Annotated in this window: 18 protein-coding genes and 1 tRNA gene; 10 read left to right on the top strand and 9 right to left on the bottom strand. The window is 57.8% G+C overall.

Annotated features, from left to right (window positions below):
* Positions 1 to 240: 240 nt before the first annotated feature.
* The 6 genes from G394_RS21725 to G394_RS21810 form a co-directional block, all read right to left on the bottom strand.
* Entirely contained in the window at positions 241 to 624 is a 384-nt protein-coding gene (locus tag G394_RS21725; protein WP_281168264.1) for an ATP-binding protein, read from the bottom strand.
* The gene (locus tag G394_RS21720; RefSeq protein ID WP_281168263.1) at positions 587 to 958 is read right to left on the bottom strand and encodes an ATP-binding protein; all 372 of its coding nucleotides are present in this window, start codon (positions 956 to 958) and stop codon (positions 587 to 589) included. Before G394_RS21720 ends, G394_RS21725 begins: the two co-directional genes overlap by 38 nt.
* 122 nt (positions 959 to 1080) lie before the next feature.
* Positions 1081 to 1515, bottom strand: coding sequence for a hypothetical protein (locus G394_RS20040; protein ID WP_028576710.1), 435 nt, complete (start codon positions 1513 to 1515; stop codon positions 1081 to 1083).
* 3 nt (positions 1516 to 1518) lie between these two features.
* Positions 1519 to 1683 (bottom strand): Mu transposase domain-containing protein, encoded by a 165-nt coding sequence (locus G394_RS21815; protein WP_425387220.1) that lies wholly within the window; start codon positions 1681 to 1683, stop codon positions 1519 to 1521.
* A 301-nt stretch (positions 1684 to 1984) separates the two neighbouring features.
* The gene (locus G394_RS20645) at positions 1985 to 4186 is read right to left on the bottom strand and encodes an AAA family ATPase (RefSeq protein WP_084435334.1); all 2202 of its coding nucleotides are present in this window, start codon (positions 4184 to 4186) and stop codon (positions 1985 to 1987) included.
* Positions 4187 to 4195: 9 nt separating this feature from the next.
* Positions 4196 to 4411, bottom strand: a complete 216-nt coding sequence (locus tag G394_RS21810) for a helix-turn-helix domain-containing protein (protein ID WP_425387222.1) — start codon at positions 4409 to 4411, stop codon at positions 4196 to 4198.
* A gap of 454 nt (positions 4412 to 4865) precedes the next feature.
* On the opposite strand from G394_RS21810, the gene G394_RS21100 reads away from it, so the two are divergent.
* Entirely contained in the window at positions 4866 to 5018 is a 153-nt protein-coding gene (locus tag G394_RS21100) for a hypothetical protein (RefSeq protein WP_156902446.1), read from the top strand.
* A 411-nt stretch (positions 5019 to 5429) separates the two neighbouring features.
* On the opposite strand, the gene G394_RS21095 is transcribed toward G394_RS21100, so the two are convergent.
* Together G394_RS21095 and G394_RS0104915 are read right to left on the bottom strand one after the other, a co-directional pair.
* Entirely contained in the window at positions 5430 to 6716 is a 1287-nt protein-coding gene (locus tag G394_RS21095; RefSeq protein ID WP_156902444.1) for a hypothetical protein, read from the bottom strand.
* Between the two features lie 650 nt (positions 6717 to 7366).
* Positions 7367 to 7443, bottom strand: a tRNA-Pro gene (locus G394_RS0104915).
* A 94-nt stretch (positions 7444 to 7537) separates the two neighbouring features.
* Here G394_RS0104915 and G394_RS0104910 point away from each other — a divergent pair.
* The 8 genes from G394_RS0104910 to G394_RS0104875 all read left to right on the top strand — a co-directional run bounded on the left by G394_RS0104910 (position 7538) and on the right by G394_RS0104875 (position 14008).
* Positions 7538 to 8317, top strand: coding sequence for an SAM hydrolase/SAM-dependent halogenase family protein (locus G394_RS0104910; protein WP_028576707.1), 780 nt, complete (start codon positions 7538 to 7540; stop codon positions 8315 to 8317).
* Entirely contained in the window at positions 8314 to 9039 is a 726-nt protein-coding gene (locus tag G394_RS0104905; RefSeq protein WP_028576706.1) for an adenosylcobinamide-GDP ribazoletransferase, read from the top strand. Before G394_RS0104910 ends, G394_RS0104905 begins: the two co-directional genes overlap by 4 nt.
* Before the next feature lie 215 nt (positions 9040 to 9254).
* Positions 9255 to 10346, top strand: coding sequence for an NAD(P)H-dependent flavin oxidoreductase (locus G394_RS0104900; RefSeq protein ID WP_028576705.1), 1092 nt, complete (start codon positions 9255 to 9257; stop codon positions 10344 to 10346).
* Positions 10347 to 10426: 80 nt separating this feature from the next.
* Positions 10427 to 10870 (top strand): flagellar export protein FliJ, encoded by a 444-nt coding sequence (gene fliJ / locus G394_RS0104895; protein ID WP_028576704.1) that lies wholly within the window; start codon positions 10427 to 10429, stop codon positions 10868 to 10870.
* A complete protein-coding gene (locus tag G394_RS21500) occupies positions 10791 to 11471 on the top strand; it encodes a MotE family protein (protein ID WP_156902442.1) in 681 nt (226 codons plus the stop codon). The genes fliJ and G394_RS21500 overlap by 80 nt, the downstream gene beginning before the upstream one ends.
* Positions 11472 to 11473: 2 nt before the next feature.
* Positions 11474 to 12214, top strand: a complete 741-nt coding sequence (gene truA, locus G394_RS0104885) for a tRNA pseudouridine(38-40) synthase TruA (RefSeq protein WP_028576703.1) — start codon at positions 11474 to 11476, stop codon at positions 12212 to 12214.
* A gap of 64 nt (positions 12215 to 12278) precedes the next feature.
* Positions 12279 to 13121, top strand: a complete 843-nt coding sequence (locus G394_RS0104880; RefSeq protein WP_028576702.1) for a flagellin — start codon at positions 12279 to 12281, stop codon at positions 13119 to 13121.
* Between the two features lie 143 nt (positions 13122 to 13264).
* The gene (locus G394_RS0104875) at positions 13265 to 14008 is read left to right on the top strand and encodes a DUF4197 domain-containing protein (RefSeq protein ID WP_028576701.1); all 744 of its coding nucleotides are present in this window, start codon (positions 13265 to 13267) and stop codon (positions 14006 to 14008) included.
* A gap of 84 nt (positions 14009 to 14092) precedes the next feature.
* Here G394_RS0104875 and G394_RS0104870 read toward each other — a convergent pair whose 3' ends face one another.
* Entirely contained in the window at positions 14093 to 15445 is a 1353-nt protein-coding gene (locus tag G394_RS0104870; protein ID WP_043774775.1) for a phosphohexomutase domain-containing protein, read from the bottom strand.
* 260 nt (positions 15446 to 15705) lie between these two features.
* Between G394_RS0104870 and G394_RS18000 the strand changes: the two genes are divergently transcribed.
* Positions 15706 to 16914 (top strand): MFS transporter, encoded by a 1209-nt coding sequence (locus tag G394_RS18000; RefSeq protein ID WP_051306952.1) that lies wholly within the window; start codon positions 15706 to 15708, stop codon positions 16912 to 16914.
* Positions 16915 to 17097 lie beyond the last annotated feature (183 nt).

The following is a 17097-nucleotide window of genomic DNA, read 5'->3' as shown; positions in this document are numbered from 1 at the left end:
AAGTGAATTTATTAATTATGTATTTATTTTTTATTTAAGTATACTAATTAAAAAATCTATTAACAATAATCATATTAAATAAGAAGGTAATACCATATTACCTAAATTTACTAATAGAATAATAGTTGAAATTCCTGTCTCATCTGAAAAAAATTCTTGAATCTGCCATATAATAATCTTGGTGGAAAAGTTGACATCCACCAGACTTGCCAAAGAGGAACCCTCTCGGGCTATTAACGATCACTTTAAACAGCTCTCCAAACCCAAAATTTCAAATTTCATTTTTCCCGTCCAACCTGTCCACTGTCCTGTCCACTGGACATTACTAGTGCTCCCCTTAAGGGGAGCACTAGGACGGCTTCGGACGGACAAAAATTTGCCCAGTTTGATGCGGCTGATCCGGTCGAGGGTGGCCGCGCCGAACAGCTTGTTGTGGAAGGCGTCGTTCCACTCCCAGAAGTCCAGATTGCTTTTGATGATCGTCGGCCGCCGCTCGTAGCGGTCCGCGATGATGTCGTGGAAGTCCTCATCCTGCCCGGAGCGCATGGGCTTGAGACTGAAGTCGTCGATGATGAGCAGATCGGCTTTAGTCAGCGCCGCCAGCTTGCGCTCGAACGTGCCCACTGCCCGCGCCGAGGCGAGTTGTGCCCAAGAGCTTGGCGTGGGAGGAGAACACCGTGTCGTAGCCGCGACGTACGGCGATGCGCCCCAATGCCTGGGCGATGTGGCTTTTGCCGGTACCGCAGGGGCCGACGATGAGCACCGGGACTTTCTCCTCCAGGTAGCGGCAGGTGGCCAGATCCATGATCTGCGCCTGGTTCACTCCGAGGTTGAAGGTGAAGTCGTAGCCTTCGAGTGTCTTATGCGTGTTGATACCGGCCCTGCGTTGCCGCATGACGAGTTTACGCTGTTCGCGGCGGGCGATCTCGTCCTCGATGAGCAAGGCCAGGAAATCCACGTAGGCGAGCTTCTACTCCACGGTCTGCCGGTTGCGGACCTCCAGAGAGTCCAGGATGCCGGAGAGACGGAGCTGTTTCAGATGAGGCGTAAGCTGGGGGATGGGATTCATGAATGCGTCCTTCAGTTGAGCAGTTCAGGGTTGCGGGAGAAGCGGGATTTTCCGCCGTAGGCATCAGGCAAGGCGATGGGCAGGGGCAGGCCTTGCTGATCCAGACCCTTCTCCAGGACGTTCTTCACGCTACGATACGTGCCGGCCTCGTGATCCAAGGCTCTGGCGCAGGCCGCCTCCAGTCGTCGTTTGCCGTAACGACCGCCGAGTTGCCGCAGGCCTTGAACGGCACGCAGGTTGTCGAGGACGCGGTGTGCAAAGAGACCGTGGACCAGTTCCAGGCAGCGCTCACCGACCTTTTCCGCCTGCGCGAGACACCACTGCGGGTCACGCATCAGATAGGCCTTGGCCTCCGGCGGCAGGTGGTCCTGCACCGTGCTCCGTGCGCCGGGTTTGTACATTCTGGGGTGGCTGGCCACGAGCTGTTGTTCGTGGAAGATCTGCACCGTCTATTCGGTGGCCCGCAACCAGAGCGACTTGTGCACCAGCGTGAACGGCGCGGAATAGAACGATTTTTCGAACTGGACATGGCTGTTACCGTGCAGCTTCACCGACGCCCAGGTTGCCAGCTCGGGCGGGATGTCCGGTAGGGGCCGCAGGAAATCCCTCTCCATCTCGGCGAAGCGAACCAGAGATTTCTACCACTGCCTCATGGTGCCATAGATGCGACTTCCGGCCCTGCCCAGGCCCCATTGTGGAGCTCGCGATCGGCGTCGGCCAGATCCCAATATGGGTGGAGGCCGTAGTTTCCAGTCGTACGGCCCAAGAAGCTTACACGTTCTAGATCGGATACAGATTTCAAGGTTGCACAGGCTGCATGTGCGCTGTTACCGACGACCATAACCTGCACAAAAGAAAGATGGCACGCACCCGCGAAAGGATACGTGCCACCATGTTGTTCAGTCGACAGCCAATCTAAGCTTCATCGTCATCAACTCCGAACTCACCCTCCTCGACAGATGCCCCTTTCGGCCTCAAAAGACCAGCCTGCTGGAGTTTCTTTAGACGATTATGTGCCGTCCCCTTGGATACTCCGACTATTGAAGCCAGTTTCCTGACGCTTAGATTCGGATTCTCCGTCCGGGCTGCAATAATTTTCGAGTTCTGGTCATCGAGTTTGATAGGAGCATCATGACAATCTGTTGACACGGAAGGCATGCGCCCAGCATCGCAATCTCCACCACTGGAAGGCATATCTTTGCGGGTCATGCAGGGCACATCCTTTCCTTCGGAATCTGTGTCCTCTTCCATCTCAGACAAGGATTTCAATTCCGCGATACCAGCGTCTTCATCGACGTTCAGCATGAACTCTATCGGCTGGACATCCTTGCTTCCGAGATTCCGGTGCTTTTCAACAGACAGCCTAAACAGTTCTTGATTCTTCACCTTTTCGAGCTTCAAAACAAGTTCAAGGCCCAGTTCCTTGCCGATCGTCCCATAAGAATTGCGCTTATTCTTCCCGGTGTGGTCAACGACGATTGTCGTTTTACCTTGCAGACTATTCGCGCGCATGAACTCATTGAAACCCCGTGCACCATCAAGCTGAGACCCCATTGCATTCGGGAACAGGCAGAACATGCTGTCAGCAATGATCACATCAGCCCATGCTATGTCCTCCTTGAAGCGCTCTCTTTCCTCAGGAGTTTCGAGCTGAATCTCTCTTCCCTGAATCCTAGCCGCGATAATCCTGAGATTATCCTGCAAATGCTCCGGGGTCCCCATGGCTTTGAAGATCATGGAGTAACGCTTCTGCAACTCTCTCCCCCCCATCTCACCATCAATGACAAGAACTCGAAGTGGGCGAGGAGCTTCAAGGCGTCCAACAAACAATGATCCTCCTGACACACATGCAACTGCAATAAAACAAATCAGCCACGTCTTCCCCGACCCTCTGTGCGCATAAACCAAAACCCTGTCGCCCTTCATGATCATCGGACCAAGAACAACTTCTGCATCGGACAAGGGCAACGCAACCAATTCGCTTCCGCTGATCGCGGATGCAACGAAATCCGGGTCAAAGTCCAAACCAAAGCGTTCCTTCGCATCTTTGACAAATTCAGCCCTATCCGCGACCTCGTTTTTCTGAAGCAATGATTCCGTGATGTCCTCATCCAAGGCCGACAGCATCGCGCTCGCAGACGTTTGATCAGCCTGCAGTCTAGCCCGGGGCATCAAGAAGCCGATTGGGCCTACACCCAAGCGCTTCATCGCACGGTATAACTTGTTGGCCCTTTTGTAGCCTTCTGCTCCTGGGGATACAATTATAACTACCAAACGACCATTCAACGCACCCCAATCTGTTCCGTCGATCGTAGTCGACTCCCCCCCCGACCATGTCGTCAGCCCCACGCTCTTCAGCAACCAAGAGTGCTTCTCTCGAAGATACTCAACCTGCGCCTCGTTCTCGCAAATTATGACTGGACGTTTGTCATTATACAACAAATCCCATCGATACAGCGGAAACGGATCCAACGGATGAAGCCAGTCAAAAATAAATCGTCCGGAAGCGGTTTTCCAGAGAGTAAGGGGCAATTTTTCAATCTCCCCCTCTGGTGACTGAAAATAGCACGTACAAAAAGTAACTTTGTTATCCAGAGTAGGATAGAAGTACACCGACTTAAGAGTAAAACCATGATCCTGCACAGGATTTTTCTCTCGGGGCGTTCTATCCAACATCGATTTATCAAACGAATGAACACGGGAGCATCCTGGCTTATAACCATATTTGTAACGCTCAGCCTTAGAAGTACTGACGTTTCCACGTCTGGCAAGTTCTTTATAGGCCATATTTTTAATAAAGCCTAAGTGCCGACACCCGTAACTTTCAAAGCTCATCGTCCCGGCGATTTGCGCCAACCGTCCATCCATAGGCGTGGATTTCTCACCCGGTCTCTTCATGGTCCAGAAACCACACTGGCCTTCACCTAAGAACACCCTAAGCCAATCAGAGCAAAACACATTCCCTTCAAGATGACCATTCGGATGAAAAACCTTCAGCATGGGAAGCAATGTTAATGGATCCTGCGTTTTCCTATTGATCAGATCACGTTCAAGCTCTTCAGAAGCGCTATCTGCCGCTCCATAAGTCCAAAAAATTGTAGTCTCTGCATTCGACATATTAACCTCCTATGACCTATAATGATTAATCTTCATTGATTCCAAGTATGCAGTAATGTCAGCAGTAGAATATCTGACAGACTTTCCATACTTCACGTACGGCAAACCGACCCCCTTAAAGCGATGTTGGCGGAGTGTATAAACACTCACGCCAATAAGGATTGCGACTTCCTTCTCATTCAGCCATTGATATCCCAGATTATTATTTTGACATTGCCCGTGCATACTCGTATCGATCCTGTTAAAAATGAGTTGAAGCCATATGCGTTGATCTTCGACAATCTCAACAACAAGCCTCATGCCCTGCTGCTACCCCTCGACTAGAGACACTAGTCACTCTGCCAATCGAATTTTTTCCATCATCGCACCTCCTGCTGGATTCATTGCTTAAAAACAGCTCTCTGATATCCTGACGCAAGTGTGCAGACGAACATGAATACCAGTTCTGAATTTTGGTAATCCTCATTGACTTGGGCGATACAGAACTGACCCCGAAAGTTTGCACAAGTCTTTAGGTGGGCAATCTGCTAGTCCCGACCCCTTCAAACGCAGATGATCAGGGAGCAGAGAATGACAAAGAAGACGAGACGGAAGCATTCCGCGGAATTCAAGGACAAGGTGACCTTGGTCGCGAGATGTAGGCGACTAGACCCATACCAAGTTGGCGCAACGATTTGAGGTGCATCCGAACCAGATCACAGAATGGAAACCGCAACTCAGCGAGCGGACTGCCGGTGATGTCTTCGGCAAACCATCCGCCAGCGAGCCCGAGGAGGGCTTGAAGGTTCTCCACGCCAAGATCGGCCAACTGACGCTGGAGAACATTTTTTAGAAAGCACACTCAGCAAGGTGGGATTACTGAGCGCAAAAAGATGATCGACCGCGAACACGAAGTCTCAATCATGATGTCAGGCTGAACTCGTCGGGACAAGCAACGACAACGTGCATAATCGGCCCCAGCCGACAAATTCCGCCGACCTAGTGCTCATACGTAGCATTGACGAACATCTTGAGTTCCTATTCATAGGAACTCAAGCGCTCCGGGACCAATTGGTGGCCCGAGCGGGACTCCGCGTAGTGCCCACAAGCATGATCTCAGGCAACAGTATTGGGATTAGCGTGTTGTTCCGAATGTTAATCAGCCCCCCTATGGCACCAAACCGGGACAATATAGGCAAGTAAGAAAGGCGGAGAGATTCTTCTTAAGAAGCCGCTCAAACTGGGGAGGGGGCATTTCTAAAAACTATTTCTTTTTACAAACCATTTTCGCTAAATCTTTAACTGATCCAACTTCATCATCTTTTTCATAACAAATGACACTATTTTTTTTTGTTTTTCTATAAATAGTTTGCAACAAGTCACGATCTATTTCACTACGCACAACTCCATCGTTTTTAAAATCAAACGACGTATCTTCCACATAAGCATCAAAATTTTCAATATTTTTATTTTTGCTATTCACTCTGCTATTTGTAGAAATAATCATACACTTATTAACACACTCATCTGCATTATCCAATGCCTTTAATGCATTTATATATATTTTTTTACTATCACACATATGCTCGCCAATGAATTCATCTTCTGACAAATAAGAATACCGCCTCCTGACATACTCTAAATAATCATTATTTTTTATTAAAAAACCAAACGCATCTCTCGGACTACAACCACGTATATTAACAAGATCCCACATTATCAAACCAAATACCCTATTTTGCAATCCTGAAATATCAAAAGAACTTTGCCGAATAACTTTACAATTTCTTGAAAGGTATTCTAGTTCACGCACAGACAACTCTCTACCATCAACTTCGCCCATCATAAGCAGCGTATCAACAATACTCGTTTGAATATAATCTAATGTCCTATCAATATCAAAATCTGGAGATGCAAAATCTACAAACATTGCATATGAACCCTTAACACAACTGCATTCATCAACATCTAGCCCACATATAACCTCGCTTGGACTAAAGTATTTATAGTAATCATCAAATTTTTTAAAACAGAAAAATCTCTTCTCACTTACACTGTCAATATCTGAAAATATATTTTTGATACAATATTTCTTTTTATGCAAATATTTAGCGTGAGATGCATAAATATTATATTTAGCAGATATCTTATATATGAATTTTAAAGACTCTTTCCTTGATTTTTCAGACATCAACTTCATATAAAAATCATCTAAATATCCTGTAATACCCAAATCATCTCCGCTATCATTAAAATTTTTATTGTAGTAATAATCCGAAATTCCACAATAATATTTTTCATTATTAATTTTAGCTACATAAATATCTAAAATTAAATCAATAACATCTATTTCAAAATTTATATCAAATCTTTTTGTTTCATCCTCAACAATAAAAAGCTCATCAAGCTTATTTTTACTAAAATATTCCCTGCAAAAATCAACCAAATTTTCTATATTAATACTCAATTCGTCATAAAATTCACTTTTAAATATGTGCCTAAGTGAATATTCTCTATGAATAAAATAAATAAACTTAAAATTGTTGTCCATTTTATTCTAATTAATATAAAGTTATTGTTTTAAATAAATATTCTTAACACAAAAAAATTACAACTGATATCGCAATATTCAAGTTTTATGAAATATATTTTATACATAATCAACTGTAAGAATCAAGAATTTCGGAGAACAGCGCCATAACACCGTCAAGATGTTAGGCAGAGTGTGGGGCAGAGCAAAAGTCGACAAGAAAAAACGATCTGGAATCTACATCCCCCTCGTTTTCTTAATAATCGTGGCGAAATTATTCGAACGTACGCCCCTCGGTTCCTGGGGTAATTGAAAATCAATACAAGGCCGCGCGAACTAAGCGAACTGCTCGCCAACCGAATCGGCCAAACTAATACTAATACAGAGATCGAAACCCACCGAACGACGATGACATCTGGCCCAAGATGCACTCTCTTGTCGGATGCGGAGCAAGCTTCAAGCGGATTCACCACAGCTACCTGTCTAATCCGGAGCGCATTACCTACCGCTCCATTCCGAACTCATCACATCATTTCCCGGCGGCCCCAACTACTTTGCTTCCCAAGAGATAACAGAAATATTGACCGTCCTGTTGGGCATAGTGTTGGGCAGACCAAAAATCAGCAAGAAAAAAGGGCCTGGATTTTACATCCAAGCCCTTGTTTTCATTCTGGTCGGGGCGACATGATTCGAACATGCGACCCTCGGTTCCCAAAACCGATGCGCTACCAAACTGCGCTACGCCCCGAAGAGCGCAGTTTCTACACAGCCGCGCTTTGCACTGTCAACAGCTTTCTGGCTTGGCTGGACAGGGTCGGGGCTTGGCCGTATGAGCTTGCTGCATGATTCCCCCCATTGTCGTGCTGACGGATTTCGGCCTTGCGGACCCCTATGTCGGACAGATGAAAGGGGCGCTGCTGCGCCGGGCGCCTGCGGCTCCCGTCGTCGATCTCTGCCATGAAGTCCGGCCGCACTGCATCCTGCAGGCCGGCTTTCTCCTTGAGGCCAGTCGGCCCCACTTTCCTGACGACAGCATCTTTCTGGCCGTGGTCGACCCCGGAGTCGGGTCGGAGCGGTCCATCCTCATGGCACGGCTGGGCGGGCAGCTCTTTCTGGCGCCGGACAACGGACTGTTGTCCTTCCTGCATGGCCAGGGCGCATCCTGGTGGCGTGCGGAGCTGGACACGGCCACTGCCAGCCGCACCTTCCACGGCCGGGACCTCTTCGCCCCCCTGGCCGCACGGCTGGCGCTGGGGGCCGACCCGTCCGCACTGGGGCGGGCTGTCGACCCCGGGTCAATCGTGCGCCTTGAACAGACCTGGGCCGAGGCCGGCGAAGGATGCCTGGACTGCGCCGTGCTGCATGTGGACCGCTTCGGCAACTGTCTGCTCAACCTGCGCATTGAGGCCCTGCCCGCCCGAGGCCGGGCCTGGATGCTGGACGACGGCCGCCGTATCGCCCGTGTCCCGACCTACGCCGACCTCGCGCCGGGCCAGGTCGGGCTGCTGGCGGGCAGCCAGGGCGTCATGGAGCTGGCCGTGAACGGCGGTTCCTGCGCCGACCTCCTCGGCCTCGCACCGGGCCGGACGTTGCGCCTGACCTGCACGGAGCAACGCCCATGAACCCGCTGCACGACTTCCTCGTCGCCCTGACCTTCCTGACCCGCCTGGGCCGGGCCCGCATCTCCTCCAACGAAGAGATCAGCCGCTCCATGGGCATGTATCCCCTGGTCGGGGGGCTCATCGGCCTTGTCCTCGCCCTGGCCTCCCTGCTGCCCCTGACGCCCTGGGTTCTGGCCTGGATCCTGACGGGCCTGAACATCTGGGTCACCCGCGGCCTGCACTGGGACGGCTGGGCCGACCTCTGGGACGGCTGGGGCAGCGGCGCCACGGGGGAGCGCTTCTGGGCCATCGTCAAGGACAGCCGGAGCGGGGCCTTCGGGGTCATGGGACTCGTGCTGGGCCTCGGGGCGCAGACTGCGCTGTTCGAGCGCGCCGTCGCCCTCGGGGCCTGGAACGCCCTGCTCTTCGCCCCAGTCTTCGGCCGGTTGTGCTGCCTGGTCCTGGCCCGAGCGGGGCGCACCTTCGCGCGGCCGGGTCTGGGACAAAACGCCCTGCTGGGGGCGACGCCCACGGCCCTGGCCGTGGGTGGCCTCACCGCCGCGACTGCGGCCCTGACCCTGCCCGCAGGACACGTCCTGCCCGCAGCGATCATCTCCATCGCGCCACTGGCCGGTCTGCTGTCCCTGGCCCGCCGCGAGGGCGCCATGAACGGAGACTTCCTGGGCGCGGCGATCATCGCCGGGGAAATCTGCGCCATCCTGCCTCTCGCATTCCATTTCTGACCAAAAGCCTGCCTGGACATATGCTCTGAACGCTGCCGAAGGTCCGTGATTTCACGGAGAATTCAGCCATTATAGCTACGTATATCAATGTATTGCCGGGTTCATTGACCCCTGATTTTTTTTCGCGTAGCAGCCCTTGGACGCCGCGATTAAGCGCCCGCTCAAGGCATTCCCGTTTGCCGGGCCGCGCGGCGAAAATCATACAGGAGATCACCATGGACTTTCCACATCTCAAGATCGGCGATCTTGTTGCAAAAATTCCCATCATCCAGGGCGGCATGGGTGTCGGCATCTCCCTTTCGGGGCTGGCCTCGGCCGTGGCCAAGGAAGGGGGCATCGGCGTCATCGCCGGCGCCATGATCGGCATGGGCGAGCCGGACATCGGATCCAACTACCGCGAGGCCAACATGCGCGCCCTGGCCACCGAACTGCGCAAGGCCCGCGAGAAGACGAGCGGCATCCTGGGCGTGAACATCATGGTCGCCCTGACCAACTTCAGCGACCTGGTCAAGACGTCCATCAAGGAAGGCGCGGACATCATCTTCGCTGGAGCAGGCCTGCCCCTGGACCTGCCCTCCTACCTCAAGGACGGCGCCAAGACCAAGCTCGTGCCCATCATCTCCTCGGCCCGCGCCGCGACCATCATCTGCAAGAAGTGGCTGTCGAAATTCGACTACCTGCCCGACGCCTTCGTGGTCGAAGGCCCCAAGGCCGGCGGACACCTGGGCTTCAAGCCCGAGCAGATCGACGACCCCGAGTTCTCCCTCGAAAAGACCGTGCCCGAAGTCGTCGAGGCGGTGAAGGAGTTCGAAAGCAAGGCCGGACGGCCCATTCCGGTCATCGCCGCAGGCGGCGTCTGGGACGGCGCGGACATCTACAAGTTCATGCAGCTCGGCGCCGCCGGCGTGCAGATGGGCACCCGCTTCGTGGCCACCCACGAGTGCGACGCGGACATCAAGTTCAAAGAGTCCTACATCAGCGCCAAGGAAGAGGACATCCAGATCATCAAGAGCCCCGTGGGCCTGCCCGGCCGTGCGGTGGACGGGCCTTTCCTGCAGGACGTGAAGGCGGGCCTCAAGAAGCCCTTCAAGTGCCCCTTCCACTGCATCAGCTCCTGCGACTTCACCAAGAGCCCGTACTGCATCGCCCTGGCCCTGGTGAACGCCAAGAAGGGCCTGCTGAAACACGGCTTTGCCTTTGCCGGAGCCAACGCCTACCGGGTAAGCGCCATCGTCTCCGTGAAGGAGCTGATCGAGTCCCTGCGCCAGGGCTACATCGAAGCCGCCACGGCGGCCGGCGCGGCGTAAACGCATCCACGACCGACCATGACAAGCCCGGCCCGCGCCGGGCTTTCTTTTTTGCGCACGCTTCTTGCTTGGCTCGGGCCATGGCGCGCCCTTTCGTTTTCAAGCTCGAAAAAGTCCTGGAGTACCGGACGCAGTTGGAGGACCAGGCGAAACTGGCCCTGAGCAAGGCCCTGCAGGACATGCAGGAGCAGGCCGCGCGCGTCGAAAAGCTGGAAAGGGACCTGGCGGCGTGCCTGGATGAGATGAGCCGGATCAAACAGATGACGCAGCCCGAGCTGTGGCTGTGGTCCGGCTGGCGCAACCGTCTGGAACTTGACAAAAAACAGGCGCAGGCCAAACTGGCCGGACTTGAACGGCTGGTCGAGGAACGCCGCCTCGATCTCGTGGCCAAGGCCAAGGACCGTAAACTCCTGGAGAAACTCCGGGCCAAACAGGCAGTCAGACATGGGCAGGAAGAACAGCGAAAAGAACAGAGCGCTTTCGACGAAACAGCCACCCTCCGCTACGGGCGCGCGCCTTATTAGGCTGGTCCAGGCCACGGCCGTCCTGGCCGCGATCAAGCTGGCGGCCATCGGCATGCTGTGGATGCCGGCATCCGAGCCGGACAGCCTGCTGCTGCAGCCCGTGGCCATCCGTCCGGCCATGGCCCAGACCCCGCCCGCCGCGGCCCAAGCGCCTGCACCGGCGGCAGAGAGCCCGGCAAACAGCGACAGTCAGGCGGAAAACGCCACCGCCGCCGCGCCGACGACCGACGCGGAGCGGACCCAGGCCCTGAACACCCGCGAACAGGCTCTGGACAGGAAGGAGGCCGAACTGAAGGCCCTGGAGGCGGAACTCGACGGGAAACTCGAGAACCTGCGCGCCCTGGAAATCCGGATGCAGAAGCTCATCGATTCCGCCGGCACCATCCAGGACGAGAAGATGGCCCATCTGGTCGACGTCTACTCCAACATGAAGCCCAAGCAGGCGGCGCAGGTTCTCGAAACCCTGGAGGAGGGCATCGCCGTCAGAATCCTGGCGGGCATGAGCGGCCGCAAGGCCGGCGAAATCCTGTCCTCGGTGCGGCCGGACCGGGCCGCCTTCCTGTCCGAGGCCCTGACCCGCCTGCAGACCGGGACCAACTGACCATGCCGCGCATCCGCCTGACCGTGGCCTACGTCGGCACGCGCTACCTGGGCTGGCAGATCCAGGGCCGGGGGCAGACGGTCCAGGGGACCCTGGAGGAAAAGCTGGCGCGCATCTGCCAAGAGCCAGTGCGGGTACACGGCTCCGGCCGGACGGACTCGGGCGTGCACGCCCTGGGGCAGGTGGCCCACTTCGACGCGCCCGACTCCAAGGCCCGCATCCCCTGGCAAAAGGCGCTCAACTCCATGCTCCCGGACGACATCGCCATCCTCGACGCGCGCGAGGCCGAGCCCAGCTTCCACGCCCGCTTCTCGGTCCGCTCCAAGCGCTACGCCTACACCCTGTGGACCGAACCGGATTTCACCCTGCCCCAGCGCGCGCCCTTCGTCTGGCCCGTGCGGAACCTCGACCTGGAGTCCATGGACCGGGCCGCGGCGTTCCTGGCCGGAACCCACGACTTCGCCGCCTTCCAGAACGCGGGCACCGAGGTCAAGGGCACGGTGCGCACCCTGGAGCCCATCCGCCGCGAACCGGGCCAGCACCCGTGCGAATGGGTCTTCCGCTTCCAGGCCGACGGATTCCTGAAGCAGATGGTCCGCAACCTCATGGGCCTCCTGGTCGAGGTCGGCCGCGGCGGCATGAGCCCGGACGAGGCCCGGGCCGTCCTCGAAAGCCGCGACCGTCGCCTGGCCCCGGCCACGGCTCCCCCGCAGGGGCTGACCCTGGAAGAGGTCATCTACTAAACAAAAGCCGGGAACGGCCGAATACATTCGAAACGCCCCTGTCTGCAGCCCGAGGGAGAACGCCGTGGCCCTGACCGACCTGGAAAAACTTTTCGTCTACACCACCGCCAACCAGACCTGGCAGCAGGACCTGCTCATGAACGCCTACTTCCAGGGCTCAAGCGTAGGCGCCAACCTGCGCGAGATGGTCCTGGGACGACCGGCGGTCAAGCCTCTGACCAACCCCTACGACCAGGCCATCACCGGCCGCCTGCGCGCCGACAGCGCCACCATCCGGCAGGGTGCGCGCAACGTGACGGAGGCCGCATCCATGGTCGGCATCGCGGCCGAGGCCGTGGGCACCATCAAGGGCACCCTGCAGGAGATGGAGAGCATCGCCAAGCAGGTCAAGGACGGCGACCTGGCCTACTCCGCATCCGTGGCCGCGGAATACGACGCCCTGCGCGACAAGATCGTCGGCATCGTCGCGTCCACGGGCTACAACGGCATTGCCCTTCTCGACGGCAGCCGTTGGGGAACGGAGCAGATCGACGCGGCCGGCAACGTGCACATCCAGTCCAACCTGAGCGGCAACCCGCAGTACGGCGGCTTCGACGTGACCTTCCGCGCCCTGGACACGGTGCCCTGGTCCACCGACCTTTCGGGCACGGACCTGAACAACGCGACCACCCTGCAGACCCAGCTCGACAGGCTGTCCGGCTACATCGGAGACATGGCCACCCAGGAGTCGCTGTACGCGGAACGCCAAAGCGGCCTCGCCTACCAGGCCACGGCCCTCGAATCCCAGGCCGATCTGCTCGATCAGGCCGTGGAGGCCCGCCGCCAGTCGCCGACCCTGTCCCTGGAGGAAATCCTGGTGCGCCTGCTGCTACGGGACACGGGGACGCTCATGGACGAACTGACCTGAACGCCCATTGGTCCCATGGCGCCCGGATCATGGTCGGTCAGACCCCAGCGCGGCCATGCAGGAACATTTCGCTTTTTCCTTGATACGGCTTTTCATCGGTCATATCCTCTGACGCATCCGTTCCATTCACCCCGGAGGTTCTCATGACCAAGACCAGATCTGTTTTCGCGACCATCCTCCTGTCCATGGCCTTGCTGGCGGGAGCAGGACCGGCCATGGGCCAGTCCGATCTCCTCAAGCAGGGGCTCGGCCTGATGTCCTCCGGCGGCTCCGGGTCTTCGTCCCTGACCCAAGGCGAGATGGGCGACGGCCTCAAGGAGGCCCTGCGCGTCGGCACAGAAGCCGTTGTGTCGCAACTCGGGAAGACCGACGGATTCAACGGCGACAAGGCCATCCACATCCCGCTGCCGGGCCAGCTGGCCACGGTGCAGAAGGCCCTCAAGGCGGCCGGCTATTCGAACCTGGTGGACGACCTGGAACTGAAGCTCAACCGCGCCGCCGAACAGGCCACGCCCAAGGCCAAGGCCCTCTTCGTGGACGCCATCGCGGCCATGACCATCCAGGACGCCCAGAAGATCCTGAACGGCCCCGACGACGCGGCCACCCAGTATTTCCGCAAGTCCATGGGACCTGGCCTGGGCACCGAAATGAAACCCATCGTCGATGCCACCCTGGCCGAGGCCGGGGCGGTGCAAGCCTACGACGCCATGATGGGCCAGTACAAGGCCCTGCCCTTCATGCCCGACGCCAAGGCCAACCTGACGGACTACGTGGTGGAGAAGGGCATGGACGGCATCTTCCACTACGTGGCCAAGGAGGAAGCCGCCATCCGCACCAACCCGGCCGCGAGAACCACGGACCTGCTGAAAAAGGTCTTCGGCAAATAGCCCAAACAACGTGAGGGCGAAGCCCCCGGCCTCGCCCTCACCCGCCCCGGGCACCCCCAGGTCCATCCCGCCCACTCGGTCCACTCAGTCCATCCCGTCCACAACCCCCAGAATTTCCTTCGTCTTCTCCTCCATGAGCGCCCTGTCCCCGCGCGATTCCACATTCAGGCGCAGCACGGGCTCGGTGTTGGAGGAGCGGAGGTTGAAGCGCCAGTCGGCATACTCCAGGCTCAAACCGTCCGTCGTGTCGCGGACCAGGGCCTCCGCGCCGAAGCGCGCCTCCACGGCGGCGATGGCGGCCTTGGCGTCCTTGACCCTGCGGTTGATCTCTCCGCTGGCCGGGAAGGCGCGCATGGCGTCGTCGACCAGTTCGGCCAGGGACTTGCCGGTCACGCAGACCAGTTCGGCCACCAGCAGCCAAGGGATCATGCCCGAGTCGCAGTAGGCGAAATCGCGAAAATAGTGATGAGCGCTCATCTCGCCGCCGTAGACCGCGTCCTCCAGGCGCATGCGCTCCTTGATGAAGGCGTGGCCGGTCTTGGACATGATGGGCCGTCCCCCGGCCGCGCTGACGGCGGCTATCGTGTTCCAGGTCAGGCGCGGGTCGTGGATGATGCCGGCGCCCGGATGCTTGCGGGCGAAGGCCTCGCCCAGCAGGCCGACGAGGTAGTAGCCCTCGATGAAGCGGCCGGTTCCGTCGAAGAAGAAGCAGCGGTCGAAGTCCCCGTCCCAGGCCAGGCCCAAGTCCGCGCCCGTCTCGACCACGGCACGGGCGGTCATGTCGCGGCATTCCGGCAGGAGCGGGTTTGGCACGCCGCTCGGAAAATTGCCGTCAGCTTCGTGCAGGATCTTTTTAAAGGTGAATGGCAGCTTGGGCTCCAGCAGGTCGACGACGGCCCCGGCCCCGCCGTTGCCCGCATTGACCACGATGGACAGGGGCCGCAGGGCCGAGCGGTCGATGTAGGACAGCAGATGGTCGCGGTAGCGCTCCCGCACATCCAGGGACTGTTCACGGCCGATGCGCTCGGCCGCCGGGAACTCGCCGGTCGCCGCCAGATCGCGGATGGCGAAGAGGCCCGTGTCGCCGCTTATGGGCTTCGACTCCTCGCGCACGAACTTCATGCCGTTGTAGTCCTTGGGGTTGTGGCTGGCCGTGACCATGATGCCGCCGTCCATGCGCTGATCGAAGACGGCAAAATAGACTTCCTCGGTGCCGCACTCGCCCAGGGCGTAGACGTCCACGCCGGATTCGACGAGCCCGCGGGTCAGGGCCGCGGCCATGGCCGGGCTGGACAGGCGGATGTCGTGGCCGACCACCACGCGGGACGGCTTGAGCCAGGCGGCGTAGGCCCGGCCGATGCGCCAGGCCAGGTTCTCGTCGAGTTCGTCGGGCACGCGGCCGCGGATGTCGTAGGCTTTGAAGCAGGAAAGGTTCATGCGTCGGCTCCTCGGATAGGGTATGATCGGCCCGTCAGCGGCCGGGATCATGGCTACCGGGACGGAGGCGGCTTGATCAAGAAAAAAGAGCGACTCACCCAAACGTCATCGCGAGCGCAGCGCGGCCTGGTCGGGCAACGCGCGAGATCCATTCTCCACATCCCCTACCGGCGGACCGGTACAAGTCTGCCGGTTGACTTTTACCTGGATCGCGCCTTTTCTCTCCTGCGTCGAACCGCACCGCAAACCCCGGAACCACCATGTCCTCTTCAGCCTGGACCACGCTGACCCGCCCCCTGCGGCACCGCAACTTCCGCCTCTTCGCCTCGGGGCAGATCATCTCCCTCGTCGGCACCTGGGTCCAGAACGTGTCCGAGGCCTGGCTCGTGTACCGCCTGACGGGATCGAGCGCCGCCCTGGGCCTGGTGCGTTTCGCGGGGCTGGCGCCCGTCTTCGTCCTGGCCCTGGTGGGCGGGGACTGGGCCGACCGCGCCAACCGCCGCGCTATCCTCATCGGGACCCAGACCGCGGCCATGGTCCTGGCCTTCATCCTGGCCGCGCTGTGCTTCACGGAGCAGGCCCGGGTCTGGATCATCGTCCTGCTGGCGGCCATGCTCGGCGTGGTCAACGCCATCGACAACCCCACCCGGCAGTCCTTTGTCGTCGAGATGGTCGGCAAGGAAGATCTCCCCAGCGCCATCGGCTTCAACTCCTCCATGTTCCATGCGGCCCGCATCATCGGGCCCGGCGTGGCCGGGGCGCTGCTGGCCACCGTCGGGGAGGCCTGGTGCTTTACCCTGAACGGGTTGTCCTTTCTGGCCGTCATCGCCTGCCTGGCCCTCATGCGCCTGCCCGACACGCCCAGACCCGCAACCCAGGGACAATTCCTGTCCCGCATCAAGGCCGGCGTCGCCTTCGCCTGGACGAACCCTGCCATCCGCAGCCTCCTGGCCCTGGTGGCCGTGACCAGCCTCTTCGGCTCCTCCTTCCTGGTGCTCATGCCCGTGGTGGCCAGGGAAGTTCTGGGACGCGGGGCCGACGGCTACAGTCTGCTCATGACGGCCGCCGGAGTGGGCAGCCTCATGGGCGCCCTCATCCTGACCCTGCGCAAAAACACGGGTCTGTGGGTCCTGCGCTCCGTGGCGTCCCTGGCCTTCGGCCTGACGCTGATCCTCTTCTCGCTGTCCCGGACCTTCTGGCTCTCGGCCCTGCTGGCCGTGCCCTGCGGGCTGTTCATGATCCTGCTCATGGCCACGTCCAACACGCTGGTCCAGACCCTCACCCCCGACGAGATGCGCGGCCGGGTCATGGCCCTTTTCGCCATGATGTTCATGGGCATGTCGCCCTTCGGCTCCCTCGGGGCGGGTCTGACGGCCGAGTTCATCGGCGTCGGCCCCACCCTGGGCCTGTGCGGCGCGGTCTGTCTCGTCGCAGGGCTCGTTCTGGGTCGCAGACGCCGGGACAGTTGATTCCGCAATACTTCCCTTCCCCTGCGACGGACGCGACCGTCCCCACCACGGCCGCACGTCTCTCCCCTGCAGCCACGTCGAATCCCGACGATTTCGTCCGGTGTCCGGTTATCTTCATCACAAAACATGTTTTCGGCTTGTGGACAGCCATAAAATCGGATATATTTAATAAGAATTGTTCTT

It is taken from the genome of Desulfomicrobium escambiense DSM 10707, assembly GCF_000428825.1.
In the GTDB taxonomy this organism is placed as follows: domain Bacteria; phylum Desulfobacterota; class Desulfovibrionia; order Desulfovibrionales; family Desulfomicrobiaceae; genus Desulfomicrobium; species Desulfomicrobium escambiense.
This window is presented reverse-complemented; position numbering and strand designations above follow the sequence as displayed.

Excerpts from the sequence above, each read along its gene's own strand:
- G394_RS21815 (WP_425387220.1), bottom strand. The coding sequence starts at position 1,683 with ATGGAGAGGGATTTCCTGCGGCCCCTACCGGACATCCCGCCCGAGCTG.
- G394_RS20645 (WP_084435334.1), bottom strand. The coding sequence starts at position 4,186 with ATGTCGAATGCAGAGACTACAATTTTTTGGACTTATGGAGCGGCAGAT.
- G394_RS21810 (WP_425387222.1), bottom strand. The coding sequence starts at position 4,411 with ATGCACGGGCAATGTCAAAATAATAATCTGGGATATCAATGGCTGAAT.
- G394_RS21095 (WP_156902444.1), bottom strand. The coding sequence starts at position 6,716 with ATGGACAACAATTTTAAGTTTATTTATTTTATTCATAGAGAATATTCA.
- G394_RS0104910 (WP_028576707.1), top strand. The coding sequence starts at position 7,538 with ATGATTCCCCCCATTGTCGTGCTGACGGATTTCGGCCTTGCGGACCCC.
- G394_RS0104905 (WP_028576706.1), top strand. The coding sequence starts at position 8,314 with ATGAACCCGCTGCACGACTTCCTCGTCGCCCTGACCTTCCTGACCCGC.
- G394_RS0104900 (WP_028576705.1), top strand. The coding sequence starts at position 9,255 with ATGGACTTTCCACATCTCAAGATCGGCGATCTTGTTGCAAAAATTCCC.
- fliJ (WP_028576704.1), top strand. The coding sequence starts at position 10,427 with ATGGCGCGCCCTTTCGTTTTCAAGCTCGAAAAAGTCCTGGAGTACCGG.
- G394_RS21500 (WP_156902442.1), top strand. The coding sequence starts at position 10,791 with ATGGGCAGGAAGAACAGCGAAAAGAACAGAGCGCTTTCGACGAAACAG.
- truA (WP_028576703.1), top strand. The coding sequence starts at position 11,474 with ATGCCGCGCATCCGCCTGACCGTGGCCTACGTCGGCACGCGCTACCTG.
- G394_RS0104875 (WP_028576701.1), top strand. The coding sequence starts at position 13,265 with ATGACCAAGACCAGATCTGTTTTCGCGACCATCCTCCTGTCCATGGCC.
- G394_RS0104870 (WP_043774775.1), bottom strand. The coding sequence starts at position 15,445 with ATGAACCTTTCCTGCTTCAAAGCCTACGACATCCGCGGCCGCGTGCCC.
- G394_RS18000 (WP_051306952.1), top strand. The coding sequence starts at position 15,706 with ATGTCCTCTTCAGCCTGGACCACGCTGACCCGCCCCCTGCGGCACCGC.